Consider the following 22,567-nt stretch of genomic DNA (forward strand, 5'->3'; position numbering starts at 1 on the left):
AAACGGATCATCCGTCCGGTTACGCTCATGACATGTATGCCTGGCCCGCTTCTGAGGTCCCCGCCCTTCCCGGCAAGGGCCGCGACCTCCGGATCCACGACACCGCGACCGGCGGTCTGGTAACCCCTGACACCGGTCCCGTCGCCCGTATCTACGTCTGCGGCATCACGCCGTACGACGCCACCCACATGGGGCACGCGGCGACCTACAACGCGTTCGACCTCGTGCAGCGCGTGTGGCTCGACACCAAGCGGCAGGTCCACTACGTCCAGAACGTGACCGACGTCGACGACCCGCTCCTGGAGCGCGCCGAGCGCGACGGCGTCGACTGGGTCGCCCTCGCCGAGAAGGAGACCGCGCTCTTCCGCGAGGACATGACCGCCCTGCGCATGCTGCCCCCGAAGCAGTACATCGGCGCGGTCGAGGCGATACCCGGCATCGTGCCGCTCGTCGAGCGCCTCAGGGACGCCGGTGCCGCCTACGAACTCGACGGCGACATCTACTTCTCCGTCGGGTCCGACCCCCACTTCGGCAAGGTCTCGAACCTCGACGCCGCCGCGATGCGGCTCCTGTCCGCCGAGCGCGGTGGTGACCCGGACCGCCCGGGCAAGAAGAACCCGCTCGACCCGATGCTCTGGATGGCCGCCCGCGAGGGCGAACCGAGCTGGGACGGCGGCTCGTTGGGCCAGGGACGCCCCGGCTGGCACATCGAGTGCGTGGCCATCGCCCTGGACCACCTCGGTATGGGCTTCGACGTGCAGGGCGGCGGCTCCGACCTCGCCTTCCCGCACCACGAGATGGGCGCCTCGCACGCCCAGGTGCTGACCGGCGAGTTCCCCATGGCCAAGGCGTACGTCCACGCCGGCATGGTCGGCCTCGACGGCGAGAAGATGTCGAAGTCCCGGGGCAACCTCGTCTTCGTCTCCGCGCTGCGCCGCGAGGGCGTCGACCCGGCCGCCATCCGACTCGCCCTGCTCGCCCACCACTACCGCTCCGACTGGGAGTGGACCGACCAGGTGCTCGCGGACGCGGTCGCCCGGCTGGGCCGCTGGCGTGCCGCCGTCTCCCGGCCCGACGGCCCCTCCGCCGTGACGCTCGTCGAGGAGATGCGCGAAGCCCTCGCGAACGACCTGGACGCCCCGGCCGCGCTCGCCGCCGTCGACCGCTGGGCGGCGCTCCAGCGGGACCGGGGCGGCAGCGACGAGGGCGCCCCCGGCGTCGTCTCCCGCGCGGTGGACGCCCTGTTGGGCGTGGCCCTCTAGCAACAGCACGCAACAGCAACAGCGCACAGAACAGGGGCGGTTCCTCCCACCCGGGAGGAACCGCCCCTGTCTCACACCCTGTCGACCTGCGGACTCACTCCTCGGAGGAGCCCTCGTCGTCCGCGTCGGCCTCCGGCTCCGTGTCCGGCTTCGCCGGTCGCTGCGGCTTCGTACGGCCGCCGCCCGGGTTGTCCCGGAGATACGACGCGCTGTCGCTGCCGTCCGCCGTGGCATGCCCGCCGGGCTGCGGGCCGCCACCGTCCCGTCTGCGCAGATAGCGTTCGAACTCACGCGCGATCGCCTCGCCCGACGCCTCCGGCAGCTCCGCGGTGTCGCGGGCCTCCTCCAGCGTCTGCACGTACTCGGCGACCTCGCTGTCCTCGGCGGCCAGCTGGTCCACGCCGACCTGCCAGGCGCGCGCGTCCTCGGGCAGCTCGCCCAGCGGGATGCGGACGTCGATCAGGTCCTCCAGGCGGTTGAGCAGCGCCAGGGTGGCCTTCGGATTGGGCGGCTGCGACACGTAGTGCGGCACCGCGGCCCACAGCGACACGGCCGGTACGCCCGCGTGCGTGCACGCCTCCTGGAGGATGCCGACGATCCCGGTGGGACCCTCGTACTTGGTCTCCTCCAGGTCCATCCGCTGCGCCAGGTCCGAGTCCGACGTGGTGCCGCTGATCGGCACCGGACGCGTGTGCGGGGTGTCACCGAGCAGCGCGCCCAGGATCACCACCAGCTCCACGCCCAACTCGTGCGCGAAGCCCAGCAGTTCGTTGCAGAACGAGCGCCAGCGCATCGACGGTTCGATGCCTCGGACGAGGACGAGATCGCGCGGCTTCTCGCCGCCGATCCGGACCACCGACAGACGGGTCGTGGGCCATGTGATCTTTCGCACCCCGGCGTCCATCCACACCGTGGGCCGGTTGACCTGGAAGTCGTAGTAGTCCTCGGCGTCCAGCGCCGCGAACACCTCGCCCTTCCACTCCCTGTCCAAGTGCGCGACCGCGGTGGAAGCGGCGTCGCCGGCGTCGTTCCAGCCCTCGAACGCGGCCACCATCACTGGGTCGATCAGCTCGGGAACCCCCTCCAGCTCGATCACCCAGCGCCTCCTTCCGATCTGCCCTCGCGTACGCCCCAACCTTACGGCGTCCGACGGGGGCGCCCGCAGCCCCCTTGCACGGGGGAGTGAACCCATGCCTGCCCCGTCCGGGACGGTCGGACACACAAGATCGCCATCCTGTGCGGACCCGTCCCGGCCGGTCACTCCTCCGATGGATCATCGGGGAGCGTCACTCGATCACAGGGTCGAACGCAGCCACTGCTCCACGCTCGCGATGTGCACCGTCGCCCACGACCGCGCCGCCTCCGCGTCCCGGTCCCGCAGCGCGCCCAGGATCGCCCGGTGCTCGTGCAGCGTCCGGCTGACCGCGTCCTCCTGCGTCAGGCCGCGCCAGATCCGGGCCCGCGTGGTCGGCCCGGACAGACCGTCGAGGAGCGAGCAGAGCACCGAGTTGCCGGAGCTCTGCACGATGCCCCGGTGGAACTCCAGGTCGCACGCGACCAGCTCCTCCACCGAGGGAGCACCGCCCAGCGCGTCCAACTGCGCGGAGAGCGCGTCCAGTTGCTGCTCGCTGATCCGCAGCGCCGCCATCCCCGTGGCCGCCGGCTCCAGAATCCGCCGTACGGCCAGGAATTCGAGGACCGTGTCGTCGCGGTGGAAGTCGACGACGAAACTCAGCGCCTCCAGCAGGAGTTGGGGATCGAGACTCGTGACGTACGTGCCGTCGCCCTGCCGCACGTCCAGGATGCGGATCAGTGACAGGGCGCGCACGGCCTCCCGCAGGGAGTTGCGGGACAGGCCCAGTTCGGCGGCGAGTTCGCTCTCCTTGGGCAGCCGGTCCCCGGGACGCAGCGCGCCGGAGACGATCATTCCCTTGATTTTCTCGATCGCCTCATCGGTGACTGCCATGGCCGGCCTTTCTGCTTGCTCAGACGTCCGATGTATCAGGTGCATTATGCGGGTTCAGCAGGCTGAACGGGAGGGGAATCCACAGCTCAGGCAAGTGCTTCGAGCTCCGCGAGCACGGCTTCCTCGTCCAGCGTGCCCAGTGTCCGGTTCCGCATCAGCACCCGGCCGTCCACGACCGTGTCCCGTACGTCCGCCGAGTGCGCGGCGTACGCCAGGGTCGACCACGGGTCGTGCAGCGGTCGCAGATGCGGCGCTCTCAGGTCGAGCACGACGAGATCGGCCCGCTTCCCGGCCTCCAGCGACCCCAGGTGATCACCCAGGCCCAGCGCCCGCGCGCCCTCGATCGTCGCCATCCGTACGGCCTGTTCGGCGCCGACCGCCGTCGGGTCGCCGCCCGCCTTGTGGACGAGGGCCGCCTGCCGTACGGCGCCCAGCACGTCCAGCGTGTTGGAGCTGACGGCACCGTCCGTGCCCAGGCCGACGGTGACGCCCGCGCTCAACAGCCGTGGCACCGGCGCGATACCGCAGCCCAACTTCAGGTTCGACACCGGACAGTGGGCGACGGACGTGCCCGTGCGGGCCAGCGCCGCGATCTCCGGGCCGGTCAGGTCCACGGCGTGCGCGAGCAGCAGATCGGGACCGAGCAGCCCGAGCGAGTCGAGCAACTCCACAGGCCGCTTGCCGTACTTGACCTCGACGGTGGCGACCTCGGTCGGGTTCTCCGCGGCGTGGATGTGCAGCAGCGCCCCGAACTCCCGTGCCAGGTCGGCGATTTCGACGAGTTGGTCGGGGGCGAGGGTGTAGGTCGAGTGCGCGAACAGCATCGGCCGCAGGCCGGGGCGTGCTGGGCCCCGGGCCGCCAAGTCCCTTCGCGCCCAGTCCAGTCGGTCCTCGTAGGCGATACCGTCCGGCGGCTCCGGTACGTCCATGAAGGTGGGCCCGGTGTGCAGCCGCCAGCCCGTCTCGCGGGCCGCCTGCTCGGCCGCCTCGTGGAACCAGTACATGTCGAGCGCCGAGGTCACCCCGGCCCGCACGCTCTCGGCCACCGCGAGCCGCACCGCAGCCGCCACGTTCTTCGGCGTCAGCAGCTCGGCCTCCCACGTCAACACCCGCTCCAGGAAGCCCTGGAGAGTCACGTCGTCGGCGCGACCGCGCAGCAGCGTCATCGCGAGATGCGTGTGCGTGTTGATCAGCCCGGGCAGGACGAGACAGCCCGACGCGTCAATGGATTCCGTCGCTGTGAACCGAGTTGTCAGCTCCTCAGCCGGTCCTACGGCGAGGATCTCGCCCTCGTGGACGGCAACTGCCCCGTCCCGTACGACAGTTCCGGACTCGTCGACGGTGAGTACGTCGCCGCCGTGCACCAACAGGTCGATGTTCAAGGTGCTCATACCGTGAACTCCGCGGCCTCCGCGAGCAGTCGGAGTGCCTCCAGCGAGACGATCGCGCCGCGCTCGACCCCGGCCGCGACGACCTCCCGGTGCGGGTCGTATCCGCCGGTGGCGTCCTCGTCGACGAGTTCATCGGCGTTGGCGCCGTCGATGACCAGCACCCCGCCCGCGACAAGTCCCCGGAGCGAGGCCGTCACCAGCAGGGCCGACAGCTCCATCTCGATCGCCGCGAGTCCGGCGCCGTCGTAGGAGAAGATGGGGAGGAGGCCGGGTTGGAAGGCCGCGCGGGTCCAGACGATGCCGCGGTGGTGCGGGGCGTCGGCCTCGCGGGCCGCGCGCTGGAGGGCGAGGACGGCCTCGGGGGAGGAGACCGCCGGGTACTCCGGGGGCAGCAACTGCTGGGTGACGCCGTCGTCCCGTACGGCCGCCTCCGCGATGACGAGGTCGCCGTCGCCGATGCCGGGCTTCATCGCGCCCGCCGTGCCGAAGCGCAGGAAGGTGCGGACCCCCGCGTCCGCCAGTTCCTGGAACAGCAGGATCGCGCCCGGTCCACCCACTCCGTGCGAGGCGACGGTGACCGGCAGGCCCTTCCAACTCCCGCTGAACACACGGTATTCGCGGTGGTACGACACCTCCTCGGCACCGTCGAGCAGGGCGGCCACGGCGGCGGCGCGCGCCGGGTCGCCGACGACGACCGCGTGCGCCGGAAGTCCGGTGCGCGGTATGCGGGTGATGGGCAGCAGGTCCTGCGTCATGTGGTGGCTCCGGAAGGGGAGTTGGCGGTACGGCGACGGCGGCGGGCCGTCGAGAGGAAGAGAGCGACGAGTGTCACGACGTAGGGCGCGGCGTCGGTGGCCTGTTGGGGCAGGCCGACGCCCTGGAGACGGAAGCCGGCGGCCTCGGCGAGACCGAAGAGCAGCGCGGCGAGCAGCACACCGACGGGTGCCGCGCGGCCGAGCATGACCGCTACTACGGCGATCCAGCCCCGGCCCGCCGTCATGTTCTCGGAGAACAACGTGACGTTGCCGAGCGCGAGTTGGGCCCCCGCGAGCCCGCACAGGACGCCCGAGACCAGCACCGCCGCGTACTTGTACTTCGCCGGGCTCACCCCGAGCGTGGCCGCCGCGTCCGGTGCCTCACCGACCCCGCGCAGCCGCAGCCCCCACACATGCCGGGACAGCAGCACCGCGGTCACCGCGACCGCGACGAACGCCAGATACGCGAGCGGGGTGAAGCCACCGACCAACGGCAGCCCGGCGAGTGACGGATCGTCGAAAGTGCCCTGCACACCGAAGACCGTACGCAGCAGAAAGCTGGTCAGGCCAACTGCCAGGAGATTCATGGCGATTCCGAGAACCACCGCGTCCCCGCGCAGCGTTACCGCACCCACGGCCAGGATCAACGAATACGCGGCTGCCGCGAGCGCCGCCGCGAGGACGCCGAGCCAGGCGCTGCCCGTGAACCAACTCGTGGCCACCGACGTGAAGCAGCCCATCAACATCATGCCTTCGAGGCCGATGTTGAAGACGCCCGCACGCTCGCACAGGGCACCGCCGAGCGCGGCCAACAGGATCGGGGTCAGCGCGCGCAGCGCCGACATCAGCAGATCGGAGTCGAAGAACATCACGCGGCCCCGATTTTCTGAGAGGTTTCCGGAGAGGCTTCCTGAGCACGTCTCCTGAACCACCCGCTGGGGAAGCGCAGTCGGGCCGCCAGGAACACGATCACGATGGCCTGGAGCACCTGGGTCAGCTCGCGCGGCACCTCGGTCGTCCGCTCCATCGCCAGCCCTCCGACCGCGAGGACGGCGAAGAAGAAGGAGGCGACGACCGTGCCGAGCGGGGCCGCCGCGGCGAGCAGGGCGGCCGTAAGTCCCGTCCAGGTGTAGCCGGGTGCGGTGAGCGAGCCGTCGACGAAGCGGTACGGGAAGCTCAACACCCCTATGGCGCCCACGAGTCCGGCCAGCGCGCCCGAGACGGACATCAACTTGAGGGTCAGGCCCCGGCGTTCGACACCGGCGTAGGCGGCGAAGCGGGAGTTGAGGCCGGTCATGCGGATCTCGTAGCCGAAAGCCGTGCGCTGGTCGGTGAACCAGTACGCGGCTGCCGCGAGGACCACCAGGACGAGCCCGACGGTGACCGTCGAGTCGCCGAACGCGGGCAGTGCCACGCCGTCCGGCATCGCGCGGGTCTGGGGGAGGCTGGAGCCGGGTTCCTTGAGCGGGTAGCGCGCGAGGTAGGAGGCGAGGGAGACCGCCGGGTAGCTCAGCAGGAGGCTGCTGACCAGGAGCGGAACGCCGAGGCTGTTCTCGCACAGGGCGGCCAGGGCGGCGTAGGCGGCGCCTGCGGCCATGCCCGCGAGCAGCGCCAGGGCGACGGTGAGCGGCGCGGGCAGCGGCGAGTACAGGCCGGTCACGGCCGCCGTGATGCCGCCGAGGACCATCTGTCCGTCGCCGCCGAGGTTGATCAGCCCGGCGCGCAGTGGGATCGCCAGCGCGAGCGCCATGCCGAGCACACTGGTGCCGGTGCTCAGCGTGGAACCGATGCCGTCCGCGCCGAGCGAGCCGGTGAGGACGGCGCCGTACGCCGTGAACGGGTCCGCGCCGGTGCCGACGAGGAACAGCGCGCCGATGACCAGGCCCGCGAGCACGGAGAAGGTGATGGGGGAGCGCAACACCCCTGAAATGCGCGGTGTCCGAGTGTGCGTCATGTCAGTCGACGGCCTCCGTCGGCGCTACGGCCCCGCCCGCCATGGCGAGTCCCAGTGCCCGTTCGTCCGCCTCGTCCTTCGTATACGTCGCCGTGACCCGGCCCTCGTACATGACCAGGACCCGGTCCGCGAGGCCCCGGATCTCGCTCAGTTCGGCGGAGACGAGGAGGACGGCGTGACCGGCGTCGCGGTAGGCGACGATCTGGTCGTGGATGTTCTGGATGGCGCCGATGTCGACCCCTCGCGTGGGCTGTTCGACGAGCAGCAGCGGTGCCTCGTGGGCGAGTTCGCGGCCGATCAGCAGTTTCTGCAGATTGCCGCCGGACAGCGCGGACGCGGGCACCTCGGGGGTGGCCGCCTTGACGCCGAAGCGCTCGATCAGCCGTCCGGCGTGGGCGCGCACGGCCGCGGGCGGCAGAAGTCCCTTGGTGGACAGGGACGTTCGGTGGTGGCCCATCGCGAGGTTGTCCGCGACGGACGCCGCCGGTGCCGTACCGACCGCGTGCCGGTCCTCGGGGACGTAGGCGAGGCCTCGCGCACGGCGCTCGGTGGCGGAGACGTGGGTGATGTTCCGGCCCTTGAGCGTGACCCGGCCGGAGGCGACCGGCCGTAGCCCGGCCAGGGCCTCGATCAGCTCGCTCTGGCCGTTGCCGGCGACGCCCGCGATGCCGACGATCTCCCCGGCGTGGACGGTGAGTCCCACATCGTGGACGGCGTCCGTGGTGAGGTCTCTCACGTCCAGGACCACGTCACCGGGTGTCCCGGGCGCGTGCACGCGGTCCAGCTCGACCGCGCGGCCGGTCATCGCGGCGGCGATCTCGTCGGCGGAGGTGTCCGCGGTGACCAGGCGGGCGACCACCCGGCCGTCCCGCAGCACGGTCACGTTGTCGCTGCCTTCGAGGACCTCGCGCAGCTTGTGGGTGACAAGGATCACCGTACGACCCTGCGCGGCCAGCGACTTGAGGACCGCGAACAGGGCGTCCGCCTCGGCCGGCGTGAGCACGGCGGTCGGCTCGTCCAGGATCAGCGTGCGGGCGCCGCGATGCAGCAACTTCAGGATCTCCACGCGCTGCCGCAGTCCGACCGGCAGGTCGCCGACCCGGGCGTCCGGATCGACCGCGAGCCCGTGCTCCTCGGCCAGCTCCCGCACCCGGCGGCGGGCCGCGGCCCGGTCCACCAGGCCGAAACGGCGCGGCTCGGCGGCGTAGACGACGTTCTCGGCGACCGTCAGCGAGTCGAACAGCTTGAAGCTCTGGTGGACCATGCCGAGGCCGGCGGCCATCGCCGCGCTCGGGTCGCCGAACGTGACCTCGCGCCCGTCGATCCGGATGGACCCGGCGTCGGCGCGCTCCATGCCGTAGAGGATCGACATGAGGGTGGACTTGCCGGCGCCGTTCTCGCCCATGAGGGCGTGGATCTCGCCACGGTGGACGGTCAGGTCGACGGAGTCGTTGGCGAGCGTGCCGGGGAACCGCTTGGTGATTCCCCGGAGCTCGACCGCCGGGTCAACTGGCGGCCGGGTCATCGACCTTGAGCTTTCCGGAGACGATCTGGTCGCGCAGCGCCTTCACCTTCGTGAGGACGTCCTTGTGCTGGGCGATCACGCACTTCGACGAGTCGACGCCCGCCTCAAGACCGGTGAGGCTGATGCCGCCCTCCTTCAGGCCGTACGACACCGAGGTGCCCGTCCGGCCCGCGAGGACCTGCTCGACCCCCTTCTCCACGGCGACGTCCGTCTTCTTGATGACGTTGTCGACGACCGTGCCGGGGGAGGAGACGCACTGGTTGACGTCGACGCCGTACGCGAACGCGCCCTTCGCCTTCGCGGCCTCGAAGACGCCGTAGTTGCCGGCCGCGGCGGCGGCCATGATCTGGTCGGTGCCCTTGGAGAGAAGGGAGTTGGCCTGCTCCTTGGCGCGTGCCGAGTCGTCGAACGGGGACTGGCCGCCGACGAAGCGCGTCGACGCGGACGTCTTGGCGGCGACCTTCTTGGCACCGGCCGCGAACGGGTCGCTGTAGCGCCGGAATTGGGGCGTGTCGAGCACGTCCACCGCGCCGACCCTGCCGCTCTTGCTGAGCAACCCGGCCTCGGCGCCCGCGAGATAGACACCCTCGTGCTCACGGAACACCGCGCACGTGACGTTCTGATACGTCTTCGTCGTGCACGCGTCGATCATCAGGAACTGCTGCTTCGGGTGCGCCTTCGCCTGCTGCGCCACGAGGTCCGCGAACTCGAAGCCGACCAGCACGATCACGCTCGGGTTCGCGTCCACGGCGGCCTGCACGTTCTGCTGCTGGGACGCGGTGTCCGTCGACTCGTAGACCTTCTCCGTGCCGTCGTGCGTCTTCGCCGCGGCCTTCACACCGGTGACGGCGAGCTTCAGGAACTCGTTCTGCCCGACCGCGTCCGGCGTGACCAGCGTGAACGACTTGCCACTGCCCCCGCTCGCGCTGTCCGAGGCGTCGGTCTTCGCGGCGGCGTTGCAGGCGGTGGCTGCGGTGACCATGAGCGTGGTGGCGGCGACGAGCTGCAGGGTGCGACGTGATCTGCGGAGCATGGGGACCTTCCGGGGGTACGGCAAGGCGCGCTCCGGCGGGAGCGCGTGCGACCAGATGGTGAGACGGGAGGAGACGAGGGGTGGACGCGAGAGGGACAGGTCAGCGTCGACAGCAGTCGCTCGCGCAGCGGCCGTGATCGAGGAAACGGCGCATGGTCAGCAGCACACGTCCTCCTTCGGCTCGGCATTCGGGCTGCGGGTGCTGGACTTTAACATTCGTTTTGAGACACCCGCTCGACTGTCTCGAACTGTGGTTCTTCCAGGTCATGTACGGTGTCCGACACCATCGGAACGGCAGGAGTGTCCCGTTATGCCCCAGGAACTGCGCGCGGTCGACTGGACCGGAACCGGTCTCGCGCTCATCGACCAGACCCTCCTTCCGCACCGCAACGAGACGATGACTGTCCACGATGTGGACACGTTGGTCGACGCGATCCAGCGCCTCGTGGTGCGCGGCGCACCCGCGATCGGAGCGGCCGGCGCGTACGGCGTCGCGATCGCGCTCATCGAGGGCGAGCGCAAGGGCTGGACCGAGGCCGAGACGCGCGAGGCCGTCGCCCGCGTCCGCGAGGCCCGCCCGACCGCGGTCAACCTCATGGTGTGCGTGGACCGGGTCATGACCCGCTTCGACGAGGGCCTCGACGCGGTGCTGGAAGAGGCCGCCGCCGTCCAGCGCGAGGACGTCGCCGCCAACCGCGCGATGGGCGCCTTCGGCGCGGACTGGCTGCTCGAAAGGCTCCAACAGGCAGGCGTGGAAAGGCCGTTGCGCATCCTCACGCACTGCAACACCGGCGCGCTGGCCACGGCCGGCTGGGGCACCGCGCTCGGCGTCATCCGCGAACTCCACGCGCGGGGACGGCTGGAGGTCGTCTACGCCGACGAGACGCGCCCCCTGCTCCAGGGATCACGCCTGACCGCCTGGGAGTTGGTCCAGGAGGGCATCCCGCACTACGTCCAGGCCGACGGCGCCGCAGCCGGCACGATCCTGCGCGGCGAGGTGGACGCGGCCATCGTCGGCGCCGACCGCATCGCGGCCAACGGCGACACCGCGAACAAGGTAGGCACGGTCGGCGTCGCCCTGGCCTGCGCCGACGCCGGCATCCCGTTCCTGATAGCGGCCCCGACGACCACGGTCGACCTCTCCACCAAGACAGGCAACGAGATCCACATCGAACTCCGCGGCGAGGCCGAGGTGTTGGAGTGGTCGGGAGTGCGGACGGCTCCGGCCGAGTCGCGGGGCCACAATCCCGCCTTCGACGTGACACCGGGCCGCCTGGTGACCGGACTGGTCACGGAGCGGGGCGTGTTGGAAGTGTCGGCGGGCGAACTCCCGGTCGACCACTTGAAGTAGGCAAGCGCCCGCGCCTCTGTCTTTGAGGGGCGCGGGGCTGTGTCGATTTGCGGCTCCGCCGCGGGGCGCGACCAGCCCCCACCGGCCCGCACTGTGACTACAACGCTCAACCCTGCGTCAGTTCCAACTCCAGCAACCACTCCACCACTTCGGTGTGATGCCGGGCCTGACGCGGATCCGCCCCCCACACATACAACCCATGCCCGGCGACAACAACGGCCGGCATCCGAGGATCCCGAGCCGCCTCCAGCCGATCCCCAAGCACCTTCATGTCCTGGCTGTTGACGATGACAGGCAAGGTCACCTCGACATCATGCGCAGGCTGCCCAACACCCTTGAGCATCTCGACATCCTTGAACACGATCCCGCCCGGTTCACGCCGCCCCATGGCAACGGACGCAACGGTGTGCACATGGACGACCGCACCCGCACCGGTCAACGCGGCGACACGGGCGTGGAGTTCGGCCTCGGCAGACGGCTTGCCACCCCGGACGGCCGCACCATCGGCGTCCACCAGCACCACATCGTCCGCCGTCAGTTCACCCTTGTCGTGCCCGCTAGCCGTCACCGCCAGCCGCAGCGGATCCCGGCCCACCACCACGGACAAATTGCCGGAGGTCCCCCGCATCCAGCCGAACGAGGCGAACCGGGCGGATTCGGTGGCGAGTTGAGCCCCCGCCTCCTTCAGGTCGAGGTCACTGATGTCGCTGGTCACGTGGTGCTCCTTGAACTGGTGATGCCGATCTCGTCGAACGCCCCCGCCTGCGCGTGGTCGCCGACTCCTTGCTCGAAATACGGTTCCCCGGGCCGCCGTACACCGACCGCGTGCCAGCCCGCGGTCACGGCCGCGTCCAGCTCGCCCGGCCGGTCGGAGAGGAAGAGCAGCCGGGACGGCTCGACGCCGGTCGCCTCGGCGATACGGCGGTACGACTCCGGCTCCTGCTTGGGGCCGGCGTTCTCCGTGTCGTAGAGACCGGAGACCAGCGGCAGGAGGTCGCCCTCCGGGCTCGACGTGAACCACGCGCGCTGCGCGGCCACCGAGCCGGACGAGTAGACGTACAGCCGCAGACCCGCCGAGTGCCAGGCGCGCAGGGCCGGTACGACGTCGTCGTAGAAGTGCGAGACGAGGTCGCCGCGGGCGAAGCCCTCGGACCAGATGATGCCCTGGAGGGTCTTCAGGGGTGTGACCTTGCGGTCCTCGTCGAGCCAGGTGTTGAGGGTCTTCTCGATCTGTACGGCGTCGGCGTGCGGGTCGCCCGTCAGCTCGCGGACCTGGGCGATCGCCCGGGCCACCGCCGGATCGTCGCTCCGCTCGGCGAGCAGCGCGGCGAAGCGTGAGCGGGAGTACGGGTAGAGCACGTCGACGACGAAACCCGTGGCGCTCGTGGTGCCCTCGATGTCGAGCACCACGGCGTCCACGGCGAACCGCAAGGTCACGCGGCGGCCTTGTCCTGCTGGAAGCCCGCGTGGATCGTGTCGTAGTCGGGGAAGCGCGAGGCGATGGTCGAGCCGGTGAAGTTGCCGACCCAGCCGTCCTCCTCGTGGAAGAAGCGGATCGCGGTGAAGGCGGGCTCGGTGCCCATGTCGAACCAGTGGGTGGTGCCGCGCGGGACGCCGATCAGGTCGCCCTTCTCGCAGTAGACGGCGTTCACTTCGCCGTTGACGTGCAGGTAGAAGATGCCCGAGCCGGAGACGAAGAAGCGGACCTCGTCATCGTCGTCGTGCGTGTGCTCCTGGAGGAACTTCGCGCGGGCGCCCGCCGCCTTCGCCGGGTACTCCGGGTCGTCGCTGGGGTGCAGGCCCAGGACGTCGACGGTGGTGAAGCCCTCTTCGGCGTTGAGTTTGTCGATCTCCGGGCCGTAGGCGGCGAAGACGGTGTCGCTGTCGGCGTCGGCCGGGACGTCCTCGCGGATCGGCCACTGCTCGAAACGCACGCCGATCGGGGCGAGCGCGGCGGCGATCTCGACGGGGTCGGCGGTACGGCGCACGAGGGTCTCGGGGCCGGACTCGGCCCAGGTGGTGAGCAGCGTCATGGGAACAACTCCGAAAGGTGGGAGGGATGTCCGGATGCTGGGACGAGCGCCGGACGGGTGGGGGAGGCGAAGAAGGGGCGGCGGAGCGACGGCGGCGGACAGTCGGTCAGCCCGGACACCGTGCGCCGGGACAGCACCACGTGCAGCTCATGGGGTGCGTCGTCGCGCGGAGTGTCTTCATCGGGGCCTCACTGTGCCGGGTCGGGAGCCGGTTCCGTGATGGTAACCGGCGTCGGTGAACGGACCCGGTGTGACGTAGTCGTTGTCTCACTCTTTGAGAAACCGCTTCCACACCTTTGACCAATGGCCGAAAACATTCTCATGATCTCCTTATGAAGACGCTGCTGCTCGTGCGGCGGCTGTACGTGGACTTGCTCCGGTCGACCACAGCCCGCTGTCGCTGACCACATCCGGAGCCACCGGCGTGCCCCGCATCGCGGGCCGTCCGCCGCCTGTCCCACCGCTCGTGCGGTGGCGCACCCCTTGGTGCGATGGCGCGTTTTCGCCCCTGCTCCGGGTGAGCACTCCGTTCTTCTCTCATCTCGGCAGCACCCCGCACCAGGAGCCCCTCATGTCCCGTACCCGCGTCCCTCTCGCCGCGCTCTCGCTGGCCTCCGTCTCCGCCCTTCTGCTGGCGGGCTGCTCGCAGTCCACGGACGCCTCGAAGAGCAGTGACGACACCGCGGCCTCGGCCTCGGCCGCCACGGGCAAGAAGCCGGCCCCCTTCAGCAAGGGCACGGTCAAGGTGGCGCTGGTGCGGCAGAGCGGTGCCGGCGACTACTTCGAGCAGTGGGGCAACGGCGCGAAGGCGCAGGCCAAGGCCCTCGGCATCGACCTGACGGTGTACGACGCCCAGGCCGACAACGCCAAGCAGGCCACCGACCTGTCCTCGGCGATCAACTCCGGCGCGCAGGCGATCATCGTCGACCACGGCTTCCCCTCGACGATCCAGCCCGAGATCGACCAGGCCGTGAAGAAGGGCATCAAGGTCGTCGTCTACGACGTCGACCAGACCAACAAGTCCGTGATCAGCACCGAGCAGGACGACGCCAGCATGGCGAAGGCCGTCCTCGACGTGATGGCCGAGACGGTCGGCAAGAACGCCAAGGTCGGCTACGTCAACGTGGCCGGCTACGCGGCCCTCGACAAGCGCAACTCCGTCTGGAAGACCGCGGTCGACGCCAACGGCTGGAAGCAGCAGTTCAAGGTCGGCAAGGTCACCGACTCCACGGCCACGGACAATGTTCCGCTGGTCTCCGCCGCGCTGACCCAACACTCCGACGTGGCGGGCGTGTTCGCCCCCTACGACGAGCTGGCCAAGGGCACCGTCCTCGCCGTGCAGAACAAGAAGCTGCAGAGCAAGGTGAAGGTCTTCGGCGCGGACGTCTCCAACGCCGACATCCAGAACATGACCGCCGCGGGCAGCCCGTGGGTCGCCACGGCAGGCACCGACCCGTCGGCGGTCGGCGCGGCCGTCGTCCGTACGGCGGCCCTGGAGCTGGCGGGCCAGTTGAACAAGACCTCCGTCGACTTCCCGGCCGTCGCCATCACCCAGGACTTCCTGCGCAAGAACAAGATCGCGAACATGGACCAGCTGCGCGCGGCCCTGCCCGCCCTGAACCTCTCCAAGGTGAGCACGGCGGACTGGATCCCCAATGTCGCCCACTGACAAGGCGGTTGAGGAGAGGGCCGGCGACGCCGCGGTCAGCCTGCGCGACGTCAGCATGGCCTTCGGCGGAAAGACGGTGCTGGAGTCCGTCTCGCTCGACATCGCACCGGGCAGCGTGGTCGCGCTGCTCGGCGCGAACGGCGCGGGCAAGTCCACGCTGATCAAGATCCTGTCGGGCGTGCACACGGACCACGGCGGGGAGGTACGGGTCGCAGGGGAGCCCGCAGCTCTCCAATCGCCGCTTGCCGCCCGACAGTTGGGCATCCAGACGGTCCACCAGCGGATCGGCGAGGGCATCGTGCCCGGCCTCACGGTCGCCGAGAACCTGGTCTTCGAGGAGCTGGCGCAGAAGCGCGGCAACCCGTTCCTGAACGGCCGCCGCGTGCTGGCCCGGGCCCGCGAGATCCAGGCCGGTCTCGAACTGGACTGGAGCGACGCCCTGTTGCGCCGGGACGTCACTGAACTGGGCATCTCCGACCGCCAGTTGCTCATCCTGGCTCGCGCCCTTGCCACTCGCCCCCGGCTGCTCATCCTCGACGAGCCGACCTCCGCGCTCTCCGCCGCCGAGGCGGAGCGGCTCTTCGCCCTAGTCGAGAAGATGCGCGACGACGGCATCGCGGTCCTCTACGTCTCCCACCGCCTCGGCGAGATCGACGCGCTCGCCGACCGTCTGGTCGTCCTACGGGACGGCGGTCTCACCGACGACCAGGTCAAGCCCTTCGACTGGGACAGCGCGCTGCGCGCGATGCTGGCCCAGGCCCACGAGGCGACGAGCGCCCGCCCGCAGCGCGGTGGCGAGCACGGCGACGTCGTCCTCGCCCTGCACGGCGTCCACCTCTTCGAGGGGCGCGCCCCCCTGGACCTGGACCTGCGTGCCGGTGAAGTCACCGGTGTCGTAGGCCTGTTGGGCGCGGGCAAGACGGAACTGGCCCGGGGCCTGTTCGGCGCCGAGCCCTTCCCCACCGGCAAGGTCGAACTCGACGGCAAGCCCTATGCGCCCCGCCGCCCGTCCGACGCCATCCGCGCCGGCGTCCACCTCGTCCCCGAGGACCGGCACGCCGACGCGCTGGTCCCCGGCTGGTCGGTGGCCCAGAACATCTCGCTGCCGTTCCTCAAGTCCCTGTCCCGGGCGGGGTTGGTGAACACGGCGAGGGAGGACGCCCTGGGCCGCGCGACCATCGACGCCCTCGGTGTCGTCGCCCGAGACGAACACAGCACGGTGGAGGAACTCTCCGGCGGCAACCAGCAGAAGGTCGTCGTCGGCCGCTGGCTCGCCGAGACCCCCCGCGTCCTCATCCTGGACGAACCGTTCCGAGGTGTGGACATCGGCGCCCGGCGCGACATCGGTCGCAGGGCGCGTGCGCTGGCCGCCGAGGGCGCGGCTGTGCTGGTCCTCTCCGCGGATGTGGACGAGGTGCTGGAGATCGCCGACCGGGTCGTCGTGCTGGCGGCCGGCGAGATCCACCTCGACGCGTACGGCGAAGACGCGGAACGCGACCGCGTGATCCAGACCATCTCGGCGTCCGTGTGATGCCGGCCCCTTCAGGAAGCACCCGATGACCACCACCCAGAGCTCCGAAGCCGCGCCGAAGGCACTGGCCCCGCCCGCCGTCCCCACCGCCGTGCTCGTCCAGAACGCCGTCATCAAGTACGGGTTCATCTTCGTGACGGTCGCGCTCTTCCTGTACTTCGCGCTCAGCGAGGGCTCCTTCCGCGAGTCGGCGACCATGCTCGACACCCTCCGGTACGTCTCCGTAGCCGCGATCCTCGGCCTCGGCGTCACCGTCACCATGGCCGTCGGCGGAATGGACATGTCCGTCGGCGCGGTCGCCGGGCTCGGGGTCACCGTCGCCGCGAAGACGATGGTGACGTACAACCAGGTCGGCACGGTCGCGATCCTCGCCGTGATCGCGGCGGGCGCGCTCGCCGGACTCCTCAACGCCCTGCTGATCGTCGTCATGAAGATCCCCGACATGCTGGCCACCCTCGGCACCATGTTCGTCATCCAGGGCACCAAACTCATCCTGGTCGACGGCCAGTCCATCTCCGCCGGCATGACCCAGTCCGACGGCAGCACCGCGCCCGGCAGGTTCACCGACGGCTTCCTGCGCATCGACCGCGGCACGATGCTCGGCATCCCCATCTCCGTGCTGATCTTCGGCGCGCTGACGGTCATCGCCTGGGTCTTCCTGGCCCGCACCCGCTGGGGCCGCGTCCTGTACGCCATCGGCGCCAACCCCGAGGCCTCCCGCCTCGCGGGCATCCGCGTCGGCGCGTACCGGGCCCTCGCCTACGTCCTCTCCGGCGTCCTCGCCTCCATCGGCGGCCTGATCCTGGCGTCCCGGATCGGCCAGGGCGACGTGTCCGCCGGTACGTCGCAGCTGCTGGAGGCGGTGGCGGTAGCCCTCGTCGGCACCTCGGTCCTCGGCCGGGGCCGCCCGAACGTCTGGGGCACGGCCCTCGGCGCGGTGCTGATCGGCATCATCACCACCGGCCTGACCATCAAGGGCCTGCCGTACTACACCCAGGACGTCGTCGAGGGCGCGGTCCTCATCCTCGCCCTGGTCTTCAGCTTCACCCTGTCCAAGCGCCGCACCGCATAAGGAAGTTCGAGGAGTTCGTACGATGGGCTACCGCATCCTGGAGACCGACGACATCCCCGGCTACCTGCACGAGCGCGGCCACTGGGACGACGTGACCGACATCCACGTCCGCGAGGTCTCCGACGGCAACATGAACCGGGTGTTCCTCGCCTCCAGCGCCGACGGCACCCGCAGCCTCGCCGTCAAGCAGGCGCTGCCCTGGGTGCGGGTCGCCGGACCCTCCTGGCCGATGAGCCCCGAGCGCGCCGACGCGGAGGCCCGGGCCTACGAGCAGGTCGCGCGGGTCGCCCCCGACAAGATCCCGGCGATCCTCGGCTACGACGCCGACAACTACGCCCTCGTCATGGAGGACATGTCCGACCTGGAGGTCCTGCGCACGGTCCTCAACGAGGGCGCGCCCTACGGCCCGGACACCTCGGCGCGGATCGGCGAGTTCGTCGCCCAACTCGCCTTCGCCACCAGCGACTTCGGTATGCCGTCGGCCGAGCGCAAGGCGTTGATCGCGACCTCGGTGAGTCCGGAGCTGTGCAAGATCACCGAGGACGTGGTGTTGTCCGAGCCGTACATCGAGCACGAACACAACCACTGGCTCCCGGAGTTGACGGACCTGGCCGCCGCCTTCCGCACCGACGCCCGCCTGCGCACGGAGGTCGCCGACCTCCGCTACACCTTCATGACCAGCGCGCAGGCCCTCCTCCACGGAGACCTGCACACCGGCAGCGTCATGGTCGGCGAACGCGAAGGCGCCCCGGTGGTGCGGGTCTTCGACCCCGAGTTCTCCTTCGTCGGCCCGATCGGCTACGACCTCGGCCTGTACTGGGCCAATGTCCTGGTGTCGGAGCAACGCGCCCGCGAACTGGGCACGTCGACCGACCACGCCGACCAACTCGCCCTCTCCTGGCAGGCGTTCGAGACCGAGTTCCGCCGCCTCTGGCCGACCCGCGTCGACACCTTCTTCGACGACGCCTACCTCGACCGCTTCCTCTCCCGCGTCTGGACCGACTCGGTCGGCTACGCCGGCACGGAGATCGTCCGCCGGATCATCGGCTTCGCCCACCTGACCGACCTGACGACGCTGCCGGATCCGGTGCCCGCGTCCCGGCGGGCGCTGCTGCTGGGGCGTGAACTGATCGTGCGGCGCGAGGAGTTGGCGTCATCGGAGCACATCAGGGCGCTCGTCTGAGGGGCGTCACTCCGCGTCGAACCACTCCTTGCCGGCCGCCCAGTGCGCCACCCAGCCGGCGAACCCCGGCGCGGAGGTCGTGAACCCGAACTCCGCGCCGAACGGCATGGCGCCCACATCGGTGATGTGCCAGACGTGCCCCCGCTGGGGGCCGGTGACGACCAGGTGCCAGTTCATCGCGCAGCCGTCGGTCCCGAGCACGATCGAGCCGTGGTTGAGGACCTGCTCGACGACCGCGTCGGGGTCCTCGTAGGGCCCGTCGTCCTCCTCCCACAACCACCCCGCGGCGAGCGGGAACGGCTTGCCCGGGTCCCGGTCCTCCTTGCCGTCGCCCCAGTCGTCCGGCAACTCGGCCAGCCCCACCAGCCCGTACTCCGGCGGCCCTTGGAAGGACCCGTCCGACATCTCCGCCACGAACGTCCGGTACGGCTCCGGCAGCACCACCCCGTGCTCCGCCTCGAACGCGCGCACCGCGTCCCAGCCGAGCGCCGACTCCCCGCCGTCGTCCACACCGAACGCCGCCCGCAGCGCGGCGAGTTCATCGGCGGAGGCCTGATCGTTGTTCATACGCTCATGAAAACACCCGGCACCGACAACCGGGCACGCCAAAGGGGCGGCTCCCGCCCGGGAACCGCCCCTGTCACGCCGTAGCGCCTACTTCTTGTCGAGCAGGTCCTGGACCTTGCTCCGTACCTCGTCCGTGGCCAGGCCGCGGATCGTCAGGGTCGTGCGGCGGCGGAGGACGTCGTCCTGGGTCTCGGCCCATTCGTGGTCGCGGGCGTAGACGACCTGGGCCCAGATCTCGGGGGCGTCGGGGTGGACGCGCCGGCCCAACTCGGGGTTCTCGTTGGCGAGTCGGGCGATGTCGAAGGCCAGGGAGCCGTAGTGCGTGGCCAGGTGCTTCGCCGTGTCGGCCGCCATGCGCGGGCCCGGCGCCGGGTTGTCGACCAGGAGGCGGTGGGCGACCGCGCGCGGGTTGGCGACGCCCGGCAGCGGGAGCTTCTTCGGGAGCGAGGAGATCGGCTCGAAGTCCTCGCCCAGCGGGTGGCCGGGGAGGGCCTCCAGCTTCTGCATGACCGTGCGGCCGATGTGCCGGAACGTCGTCCACTTGCCGCCCGCGACGGACAGCATGCCGCCCCTGCCCTCGGTCACCACCGTCTCGCGCTTGGCCTTCGCGGTGCTGCCGGGGCCGCCGGGCAGGACGCGGAGACCGGCGAAGGAGTACGTGATCAGGTCACGGGAGAGCTGCTGGTCGCGGACCGAGAACGCGGCCTCGTCCAGGATCTGGGATATGTCCTTCTCGGTGACCGAGACGTCCGCGGGGTCGCCCTCGAACTCCTCGTCGGTCGTGCCGAGCAGCAGCATGTCCTCCCAGGGGAGGGCGAAGGTGATGCGGTACTTGTCGATGGGGGTGGCGAGTGCGGCCTTCCAGGGGGAGGTGCGCTTCAGGACCAGGTGCGCGCCCTTGGAGAGGCGGATGGACGGCGCCGCGTTCGGGTCCTCCATCTTGCGCAGGTGGTCGACCCACGGGCCGGTCGCGTTGAGCACCAGCCGGGCGCTCACCCCGAACTCGTCGCCGGAGGTGGTGTCGCGCAGCTCTGCCCCGGTCACCCGGCCCTGGGTGAAGCGCAGGCCGGTGACCTCGGCGTGGTTGAGGACGACCGCGCCCGCCTCGACGGCCGCGCGGACCGTCATCAGGGCCATACGGGCGTCGTTCATCTGGTCGTCGCCGTACACGGCCACGGCCTTGAGGTTCTCGGTGCGCAGCTCCGGCACGTCCTGCGCCGCCTTGGCGGGGGACAGGAGGTGGCCGACGCCGTCGCCGAACGCGGAGAGCGCGGAGTAGGCGAAGACGCCCGCCCCGAGCTTCGCCGCACCGTGCGGACCGCCCTTGTACACGGGGAGGTAGAACGTGAGCGGGTTCGCCAGGTGGGGAGCCACCTGGCGGGACACCGCACGGCGTTCGAAGTGGTTCTCCGCCACCAGCTTCACCGCGCCGGTCTGCAGATAGCGCAGACCGCCGTGGAGGAGCTTGGAGGAGGCGGAGGAGGTGGCACCGGCGAAGTCGCCGGCGTCGACCAGGGCCACCCGCAGCCCGGACTGCGCGGCGTGCCAGGCGGTGGAGATGCCCAGGATGCCGCCGCCGATGACGAGGAGGTCGTACGTCGCCTTGGAGAGCTGCTCCCGGGTCTCGGCCCGGCTCGGGTTCGAGCCGGAGGCCGGGTGCGTACCGAGGGCAGGCACGGACTGCAGGGTGGACTGACTGGTCATGTGGGGTTCTTACTCCTCGTCGTCGAGCCAGCCCATGGTCCGCTCCACGGCCTTGAGCCAGCTCTTGTACTCACGGTCGCGCTTCTCCGCGGCCATGTTGGGGGTCCACTCGGCGGCCCGGCGCCAGTTGGCACGCAGGTCGTCGGTGCTGTTCCAGAAGCCGACGGCGAGACCGGCGGCGTAGGCGGCGCCGAGGCAGGTGGTCTCGGCGACCATCGGGCGCACCACGGGGGCGTCGACGAAGTCCGAGAGCGTCTGCATCAGCAGGTTGTTGGAGGTCATGCCGCCGTCGACCTTGAGCGCGGTCAGCTCGACACCGGAGTCCTTCGTCATGGCGTCCGTGATCTCACGGGTCTGCCAGGCGGTGGCCTCCAGGACGGCACGCGCGAGGTGCGCCTTGGTGACGTACCGGGTGAGACCGGCGATCACACCGCGGGCGTCGGAGCGCCAGTACGGGGCGAACAGACCGGAGAACGCCGGCACGAAGTAGGCGCCGCCGTTGTCCTCGACCGAGAGCGCGAGCGTCTCGATCTCGGCGGCGGTGGAGATGAGGCCCATCTGGTCGCGCATCCACTGCACCAGCGAACCGGTGACGGCGATCGAACCCTCCAGGGCGTAGACCGGCGCGTCGTTGCCGATCCGGTAGCCGACCGTGGTCAGCAGGCCCGAGTAGGAGTTGATGATCTTCTCGCCGGTGTTCATCAGCATGAAGGTGCCGGTGCCGTACGTGGACTTGGCCTCGCCCTCGGCGAAACAGGTCTGGCCGAACAGGGCCGCCTGCTGGTCGCCGAGCGCGGAGGCGACCGGGATGCCGCCGAGCAGCTCGCCGAGACGGCCGCCGGTGACCTCGCCGTAGACCTCGGCGGAGGAGCGGATCTCCGGGAGCATGTTCATCGGGACGCCGATGGACTCGGCGATCTTCTCGTCCCACTCCAGGGAGTGCAGGTTCATCAGCATGGTGCGGGAGGCGTTGGTGACGTCGGTGTAGTGCTTGCCGCCGTTCACACCGCCCGTCAGGTTCCAGATGACCCAGCTGTCCATGGTGCCGAAGAGGATGTCGCCCGCCTCGGCGCGCTCCCGCAGGCCCTCGACGTTGTCGAGCAGCCAGCGGGCCTTGGGTCCCGCGAAGTACGACGCGAGGGGGAGACCCGTCTCGCGGCGGAAGCGGTCCTGGCCGACGTTGCGCCCCAGCTCCTTGCAGAGCGCGTCGGTGCGGGTGTCCTGCCAGACGATGGCGTTGTGGACGGGCTCACCGGTGTTCTTGTCCCAGAGGAGAGTCGTCTCGCGCTGGTTGGTGATGCCGATGGCCTTGATGTCGTCGCGGGTGATCCCGGCCTTCTCGATGGCGGAGGCGACGACCTCCTCGACGTTGGTCCAGATCTCGGTGGCGTTGTGCTCGACCCAGCCCGGCTTCGGGAAGATCTGCTCGTGCTCCTTCTGGTCGACGGAGACGATACGGCCGTCCCGGTCGAAGACGATGCAACGGCTGGAGGTCGTGCCCTGGTCGATGGCCGCGATGAACGGTCCGGCGGTGTGCGCGTCGGTCACTGTGTGCTCCTGAGGGGTTCCGT

Annotated in this window: 20 protein-coding genes; 6 read left to right on the forward strand and 14 right to left on the reverse strand. The window is 70.3% G+C overall.

Going from position 1 to position 22,567, the window contains the following annotated elements; translation table 11 throughout:
* Positions 1–32: 32 nt before the first annotated feature.
* Positions 33–1,262, forward strand: a complete 1,230-nt coding sequence (gene mshC / locus OG226_RS38280; RefSeq protein ID WP_328684346.1) for a cysteine--1-D-myo-inosityl 2-amino-2-deoxy-alpha-D-glucopyranoside ligase — start codon at positions 33–35, stop codon at positions 1,260–1,262.
* 94 nt (positions 1,263–1,356) lie between these two features.
* Here the strand turns inward: mshC and OG226_RS38285 are convergent, their stop codons facing one another.
* The 8 genes from OG226_RS38285 to OG226_RS38320 form a co-directional block, all read right to left on the reverse strand.
* Complete coding sequence (locus tag OG226_RS38285; RefSeq protein WP_328684347.1) at positions 1,357–2,358, reverse strand: PAC2 family protein; 1,002 nt, start codon at positions 2,356–2,358, stop codon at positions 1,357–1,359.
* A 198-nt stretch (positions 2,359–2,556) separates the two neighbouring features.
* On the reverse strand, positions 2,557–3,228 hold the full coding sequence (locus OG226_RS38290; protein WP_033283704.1) for a FadR/GntR family transcriptional regulator: 672 nt from the start codon (positions 3,226–3,228) through the stop codon (positions 2,557–2,559).
* Between the two features lie 86 nt (positions 3,229–3,314).
* Positions 3,315–4,610 (reverse strand): amidohydrolase, encoded by a 1,296-nt coding sequence (locus tag OG226_RS38295; RefSeq protein ID WP_443067022.1) that lies wholly within the window; start codon positions 4,608–4,610, stop codon positions 3,315–3,317.
* Positions 4,611–4,615: 5 nt separating this feature from the next.
* Positions 4,616–5,374 carry a nucleoside phosphorylase gene (locus OG226_RS38300; protein ID WP_329351445.1) on the reverse strand — a complete coding sequence of 253 codons (759 nt, stop codon included), beginning with the start codon at positions 5,372–5,374 and terminating at the stop codon, positions 4,616–4,618.
* Positions 5,371–6,243 carry an ABC transporter permease gene (locus OG226_RS38305; RefSeq protein WP_328684350.1) on the reverse strand — a complete coding sequence of 291 codons (873 nt, stop codon included), beginning with the start codon at positions 6,241–6,243 and terminating at the stop codon, positions 5,371–5,373. Before OG226_RS38305 ends, OG226_RS38300 begins: the two co-directional genes overlap by 4 nt.
* Positions 6,243–7,328, reverse strand: a complete 1,086-nt coding sequence (locus tag OG226_RS38310) for an ABC transporter permease (protein ID WP_329351447.1) — start codon at positions 7,326–7,328, stop codon at positions 6,243–6,245. The genes OG226_RS38305 and OG226_RS38310 overlap by 1 nt, the downstream gene beginning before the upstream one ends.
* 1 nt (position 7,329) lies before the next feature.
* Entirely contained in the window at positions 7,330–8,853 is a 1,524-nt protein-coding gene (locus tag OG226_RS38315; protein WP_329351449.1) for an ABC transporter ATP-binding protein, read from the reverse strand.
* Positions 8,834–9,886 carry a BMP family ABC transporter substrate-binding protein gene (locus OG226_RS38320; RefSeq protein ID WP_329351451.1) on the reverse strand — a complete coding sequence of 351 codons (1,053 nt, stop codon included), beginning with the start codon at positions 9,884–9,886 and terminating at the stop codon, positions 8,834–8,836. Before OG226_RS38320 ends, OG226_RS38315 begins: the two co-directional genes overlap by 20 nt.
* Before the next feature lie 310 nt (positions 9,887–10,196).
* Between OG226_RS38320 and mtnA the strand changes: the two genes are divergently transcribed.
* On the forward strand, positions 10,197–11,237 hold the full coding sequence (gene mtnA, locus OG226_RS38325; protein ID WP_329351453.1) for an S-methyl-5-thioribose-1-phosphate isomerase: 1,041 nt from the start codon (positions 10,197–10,199) through the stop codon (positions 11,235–11,237).
* Between the two features lie 106 nt (positions 11,238–11,343).
* Here mtnA and mtnB read toward each other — a convergent pair whose 3' ends face one another.
* Genes mtnB through OG226_RS38340 form a run of 3 tightly spaced genes read right to left on the reverse strand, consistent with a single transcriptional unit; the run spans position 11,344 to position 13,270 of the window.
* The gene (mtnB, locus tag OG226_RS38330; protein ID WP_329351455.1) at positions 11,344–11,952 is read right to left on the reverse strand and encodes a methylthioribulose 1-phosphate dehydratase; all 609 of its coding nucleotides are present in this window, start codon (positions 11,950–11,952) and stop codon (positions 11,344–11,346) included.
* Positions 11,949–12,674: an acireductone synthase gene (gene mtnC, locus OG226_RS38335; RefSeq protein WP_329351457.1), complete on the reverse strand. Its 726-nt coding sequence runs from the start codon at positions 12,672–12,674 to the stop codon at positions 11,949–11,951. Before mtnC ends, mtnB begins: the two co-directional genes overlap by 4 nt.
* Entirely contained in the window at positions 12,671–13,270 is a 600-nt protein-coding gene (locus tag OG226_RS38340) for a 1,2-dihydroxy-3-keto-5-methylthiopentene dioxygenase (protein WP_327405262.1), read from the reverse strand. Before OG226_RS38340 ends, mtnC begins: the two co-directional genes overlap by 4 nt.
* Positions 13,271–13,841: 571 nt before the next feature.
* Between OG226_RS38340 and OG226_RS38345 the strand changes: the two genes are divergently transcribed.
* The 4 genes from OG226_RS38345 to mtnK are packed head-to-tail and all read left to right on the forward strand — an operon-like array spanning position 13,842 to position 18,725.
* Positions 13,842–14,939, forward strand: a complete 1,098-nt coding sequence (locus OG226_RS38345) for a substrate-binding domain-containing protein (protein ID WP_329351460.1) — start codon at positions 13,842–13,844, stop codon at positions 14,937–14,939.
* The gene (locus OG226_RS38350) at positions 14,926–16,470 is read left to right on the forward strand and encodes a sugar ABC transporter ATP-binding protein (protein WP_329351462.1); all 1,545 of its coding nucleotides are present in this window, start codon (positions 14,926–14,928) and stop codon (positions 16,468–16,470) included. The genes OG226_RS38345 and OG226_RS38350 overlap by 14 nt, the downstream gene beginning before the upstream one ends.
* Positions 16,471–16,495: 25 nt before the next feature.
* Positions 16,496–17,542, forward strand: a complete 1,047-nt coding sequence (locus tag OG226_RS38355; protein ID WP_328684359.1) for an ABC transporter permease — start codon at positions 16,496–16,498, stop codon at positions 17,540–17,542.
* A 22-nt stretch (positions 17,543–17,564) separates the two neighbouring features.
* Positions 17,565–18,725, forward strand: a complete 1,161-nt coding sequence (gene mtnK, locus OG226_RS38360) for an S-methyl-5-thioribose kinase (RefSeq protein ID WP_329351463.1) — start codon at positions 17,565–17,567, stop codon at positions 18,723–18,725.
* 6 nt (positions 18,726–18,731) lie between these two features.
* Here mtnK and OG226_RS38365 read toward each other — a convergent pair whose 3' ends face one another.
* The 3 genes from OG226_RS38365 to glpK form a co-directional block, all read right to left on the reverse strand.
* A complete protein-coding gene (locus OG226_RS38365) occupies positions 18,732–19,292 on the reverse strand; it encodes an SMI1/KNR4 family protein (protein ID WP_328684361.1) in 561 nt (186 codons plus the stop codon).
* 87 nt (positions 19,293–19,379) lie between these two features.
* Positions 19,380–20,996: a glycerol-3-phosphate dehydrogenase/oxidase gene (locus tag OG226_RS38370; RefSeq protein WP_328684362.1), complete on the reverse strand. Its 1,617-nt coding sequence runs from the start codon at positions 20,994–20,996 to the stop codon at positions 19,380–19,382.
* Positions 20,997–21,005: 9 nt separating this feature from the next.
* Complete coding sequence (gene glpK, locus OG226_RS38375) at positions 21,006–22,544, reverse strand: glycerol kinase GlpK (protein ID WP_328684363.1); 1,539 nt, start codon at positions 22,542–22,544, stop codon at positions 21,006–21,008.
* Positions 22,545–22,567: the final 23 nt, after the last annotated feature.

Origin of the sequence: Streptomyces sp. NBC_01261, assembly GCF_036226385.1 — a bacterium.
GTDB lineage: Bacteria > Actinomycetota > Actinomycetes > Streptomycetales > Streptomycetaceae > Streptomyces.

Bases quoted from the DNA above. Each gene is read 5' to 3' on its own strand.
- mshC (WP_328684346.1), top strand. From the start codon at position 33: ATGTATGCCTGGCCCGCTTCTGAGGTCCCCGCCCTTCCCGGCAAGGGC.
- OG226_RS38290 (WP_033283704.1), bottom strand. From the start codon at position 3,228: ATGGCAGTCACCGATGAGGCGATCGAGAAAATCAAGGGAATGATCGTC.
- OG226_RS38300 (WP_329351445.1), bottom strand. From the start codon at position 5,374: ATGACGCAGGACCTGCTGCCCATCACCCGCATACCGCGCACCGGACTT.
- OG226_RS38305 (WP_328684350.1), bottom strand. From the start codon at position 6,243: ATGTTCTTCGACTCCGATCTGCTGATGTCGGCGCTGCGCGCGCTGACC.
- OG226_RS38310 (WP_329351447.1), bottom strand. From the start codon at position 7,328: ATGACGCACACTCGGACACCGCGCATTTCAGGGGTGTTGCGCTCCCCC.
- OG226_RS38315 (WP_329351449.1), bottom strand. From the start codon at position 8,853: ATGACCCGGCCGCCAGTTGACCCGGCGGTCGAGCTCCGGGGAATCACC.
- OG226_RS38320 (WP_329351451.1), bottom strand. From the start codon at position 9,886: ATGCTCCGCAGATCACGTCGCACCCTGCAGCTCGTCGCCGCCACCACG.
- mtnA (WP_329351453.1), top strand. From the start codon at position 10,197: ATGCCCCAGGAACTGCGCGCGGTCGACTGGACCGGAACCGGTCTCGCG.
- OG226_RS38340 (WP_327405262.1), bottom strand. From the start codon at position 13,270: ATGACGCTGCTCACCACCTGGGCCGAGTCCGGCCCCGAGACCCTCGTG.
- OG226_RS38345 (WP_329351460.1), top strand. From the start codon at position 13,842: ATGTCCCGTACCCGCGTCCCTCTCGCCGCGCTCTCGCTGGCCTCCGTC.
- OG226_RS38350 (WP_329351462.1), top strand. From the start codon at position 14,926: ATGTCGCCCACTGACAAGGCGGTTGAGGAGAGGGCCGGCGACGCCGCG.
- OG226_RS38355 (WP_328684359.1), top strand. From the start codon at position 16,496: ATGACCACCACCCAGAGCTCCGAAGCCGCGCCGAAGGCACTGGCCCCG.
- mtnK (WP_329351463.1), top strand. From the start codon at position 17,565: ATGGGCTACCGCATCCTGGAGACCGACGACATCCCCGGCTACCTGCAC.
- OG226_RS38365 (WP_328684361.1), bottom strand. From the start codon at position 19,292: ATGAACAACGATCAGGCCTCCGCCGATGAACTCGCCGCGCTGCGGGCG.
- OG226_RS38370 (WP_328684362.1), bottom strand. From the start codon at position 20,996: ATGACCAGTCAGTCCACCCTGCAGTCCGTGCCTGCCCTCGGTACGCAC.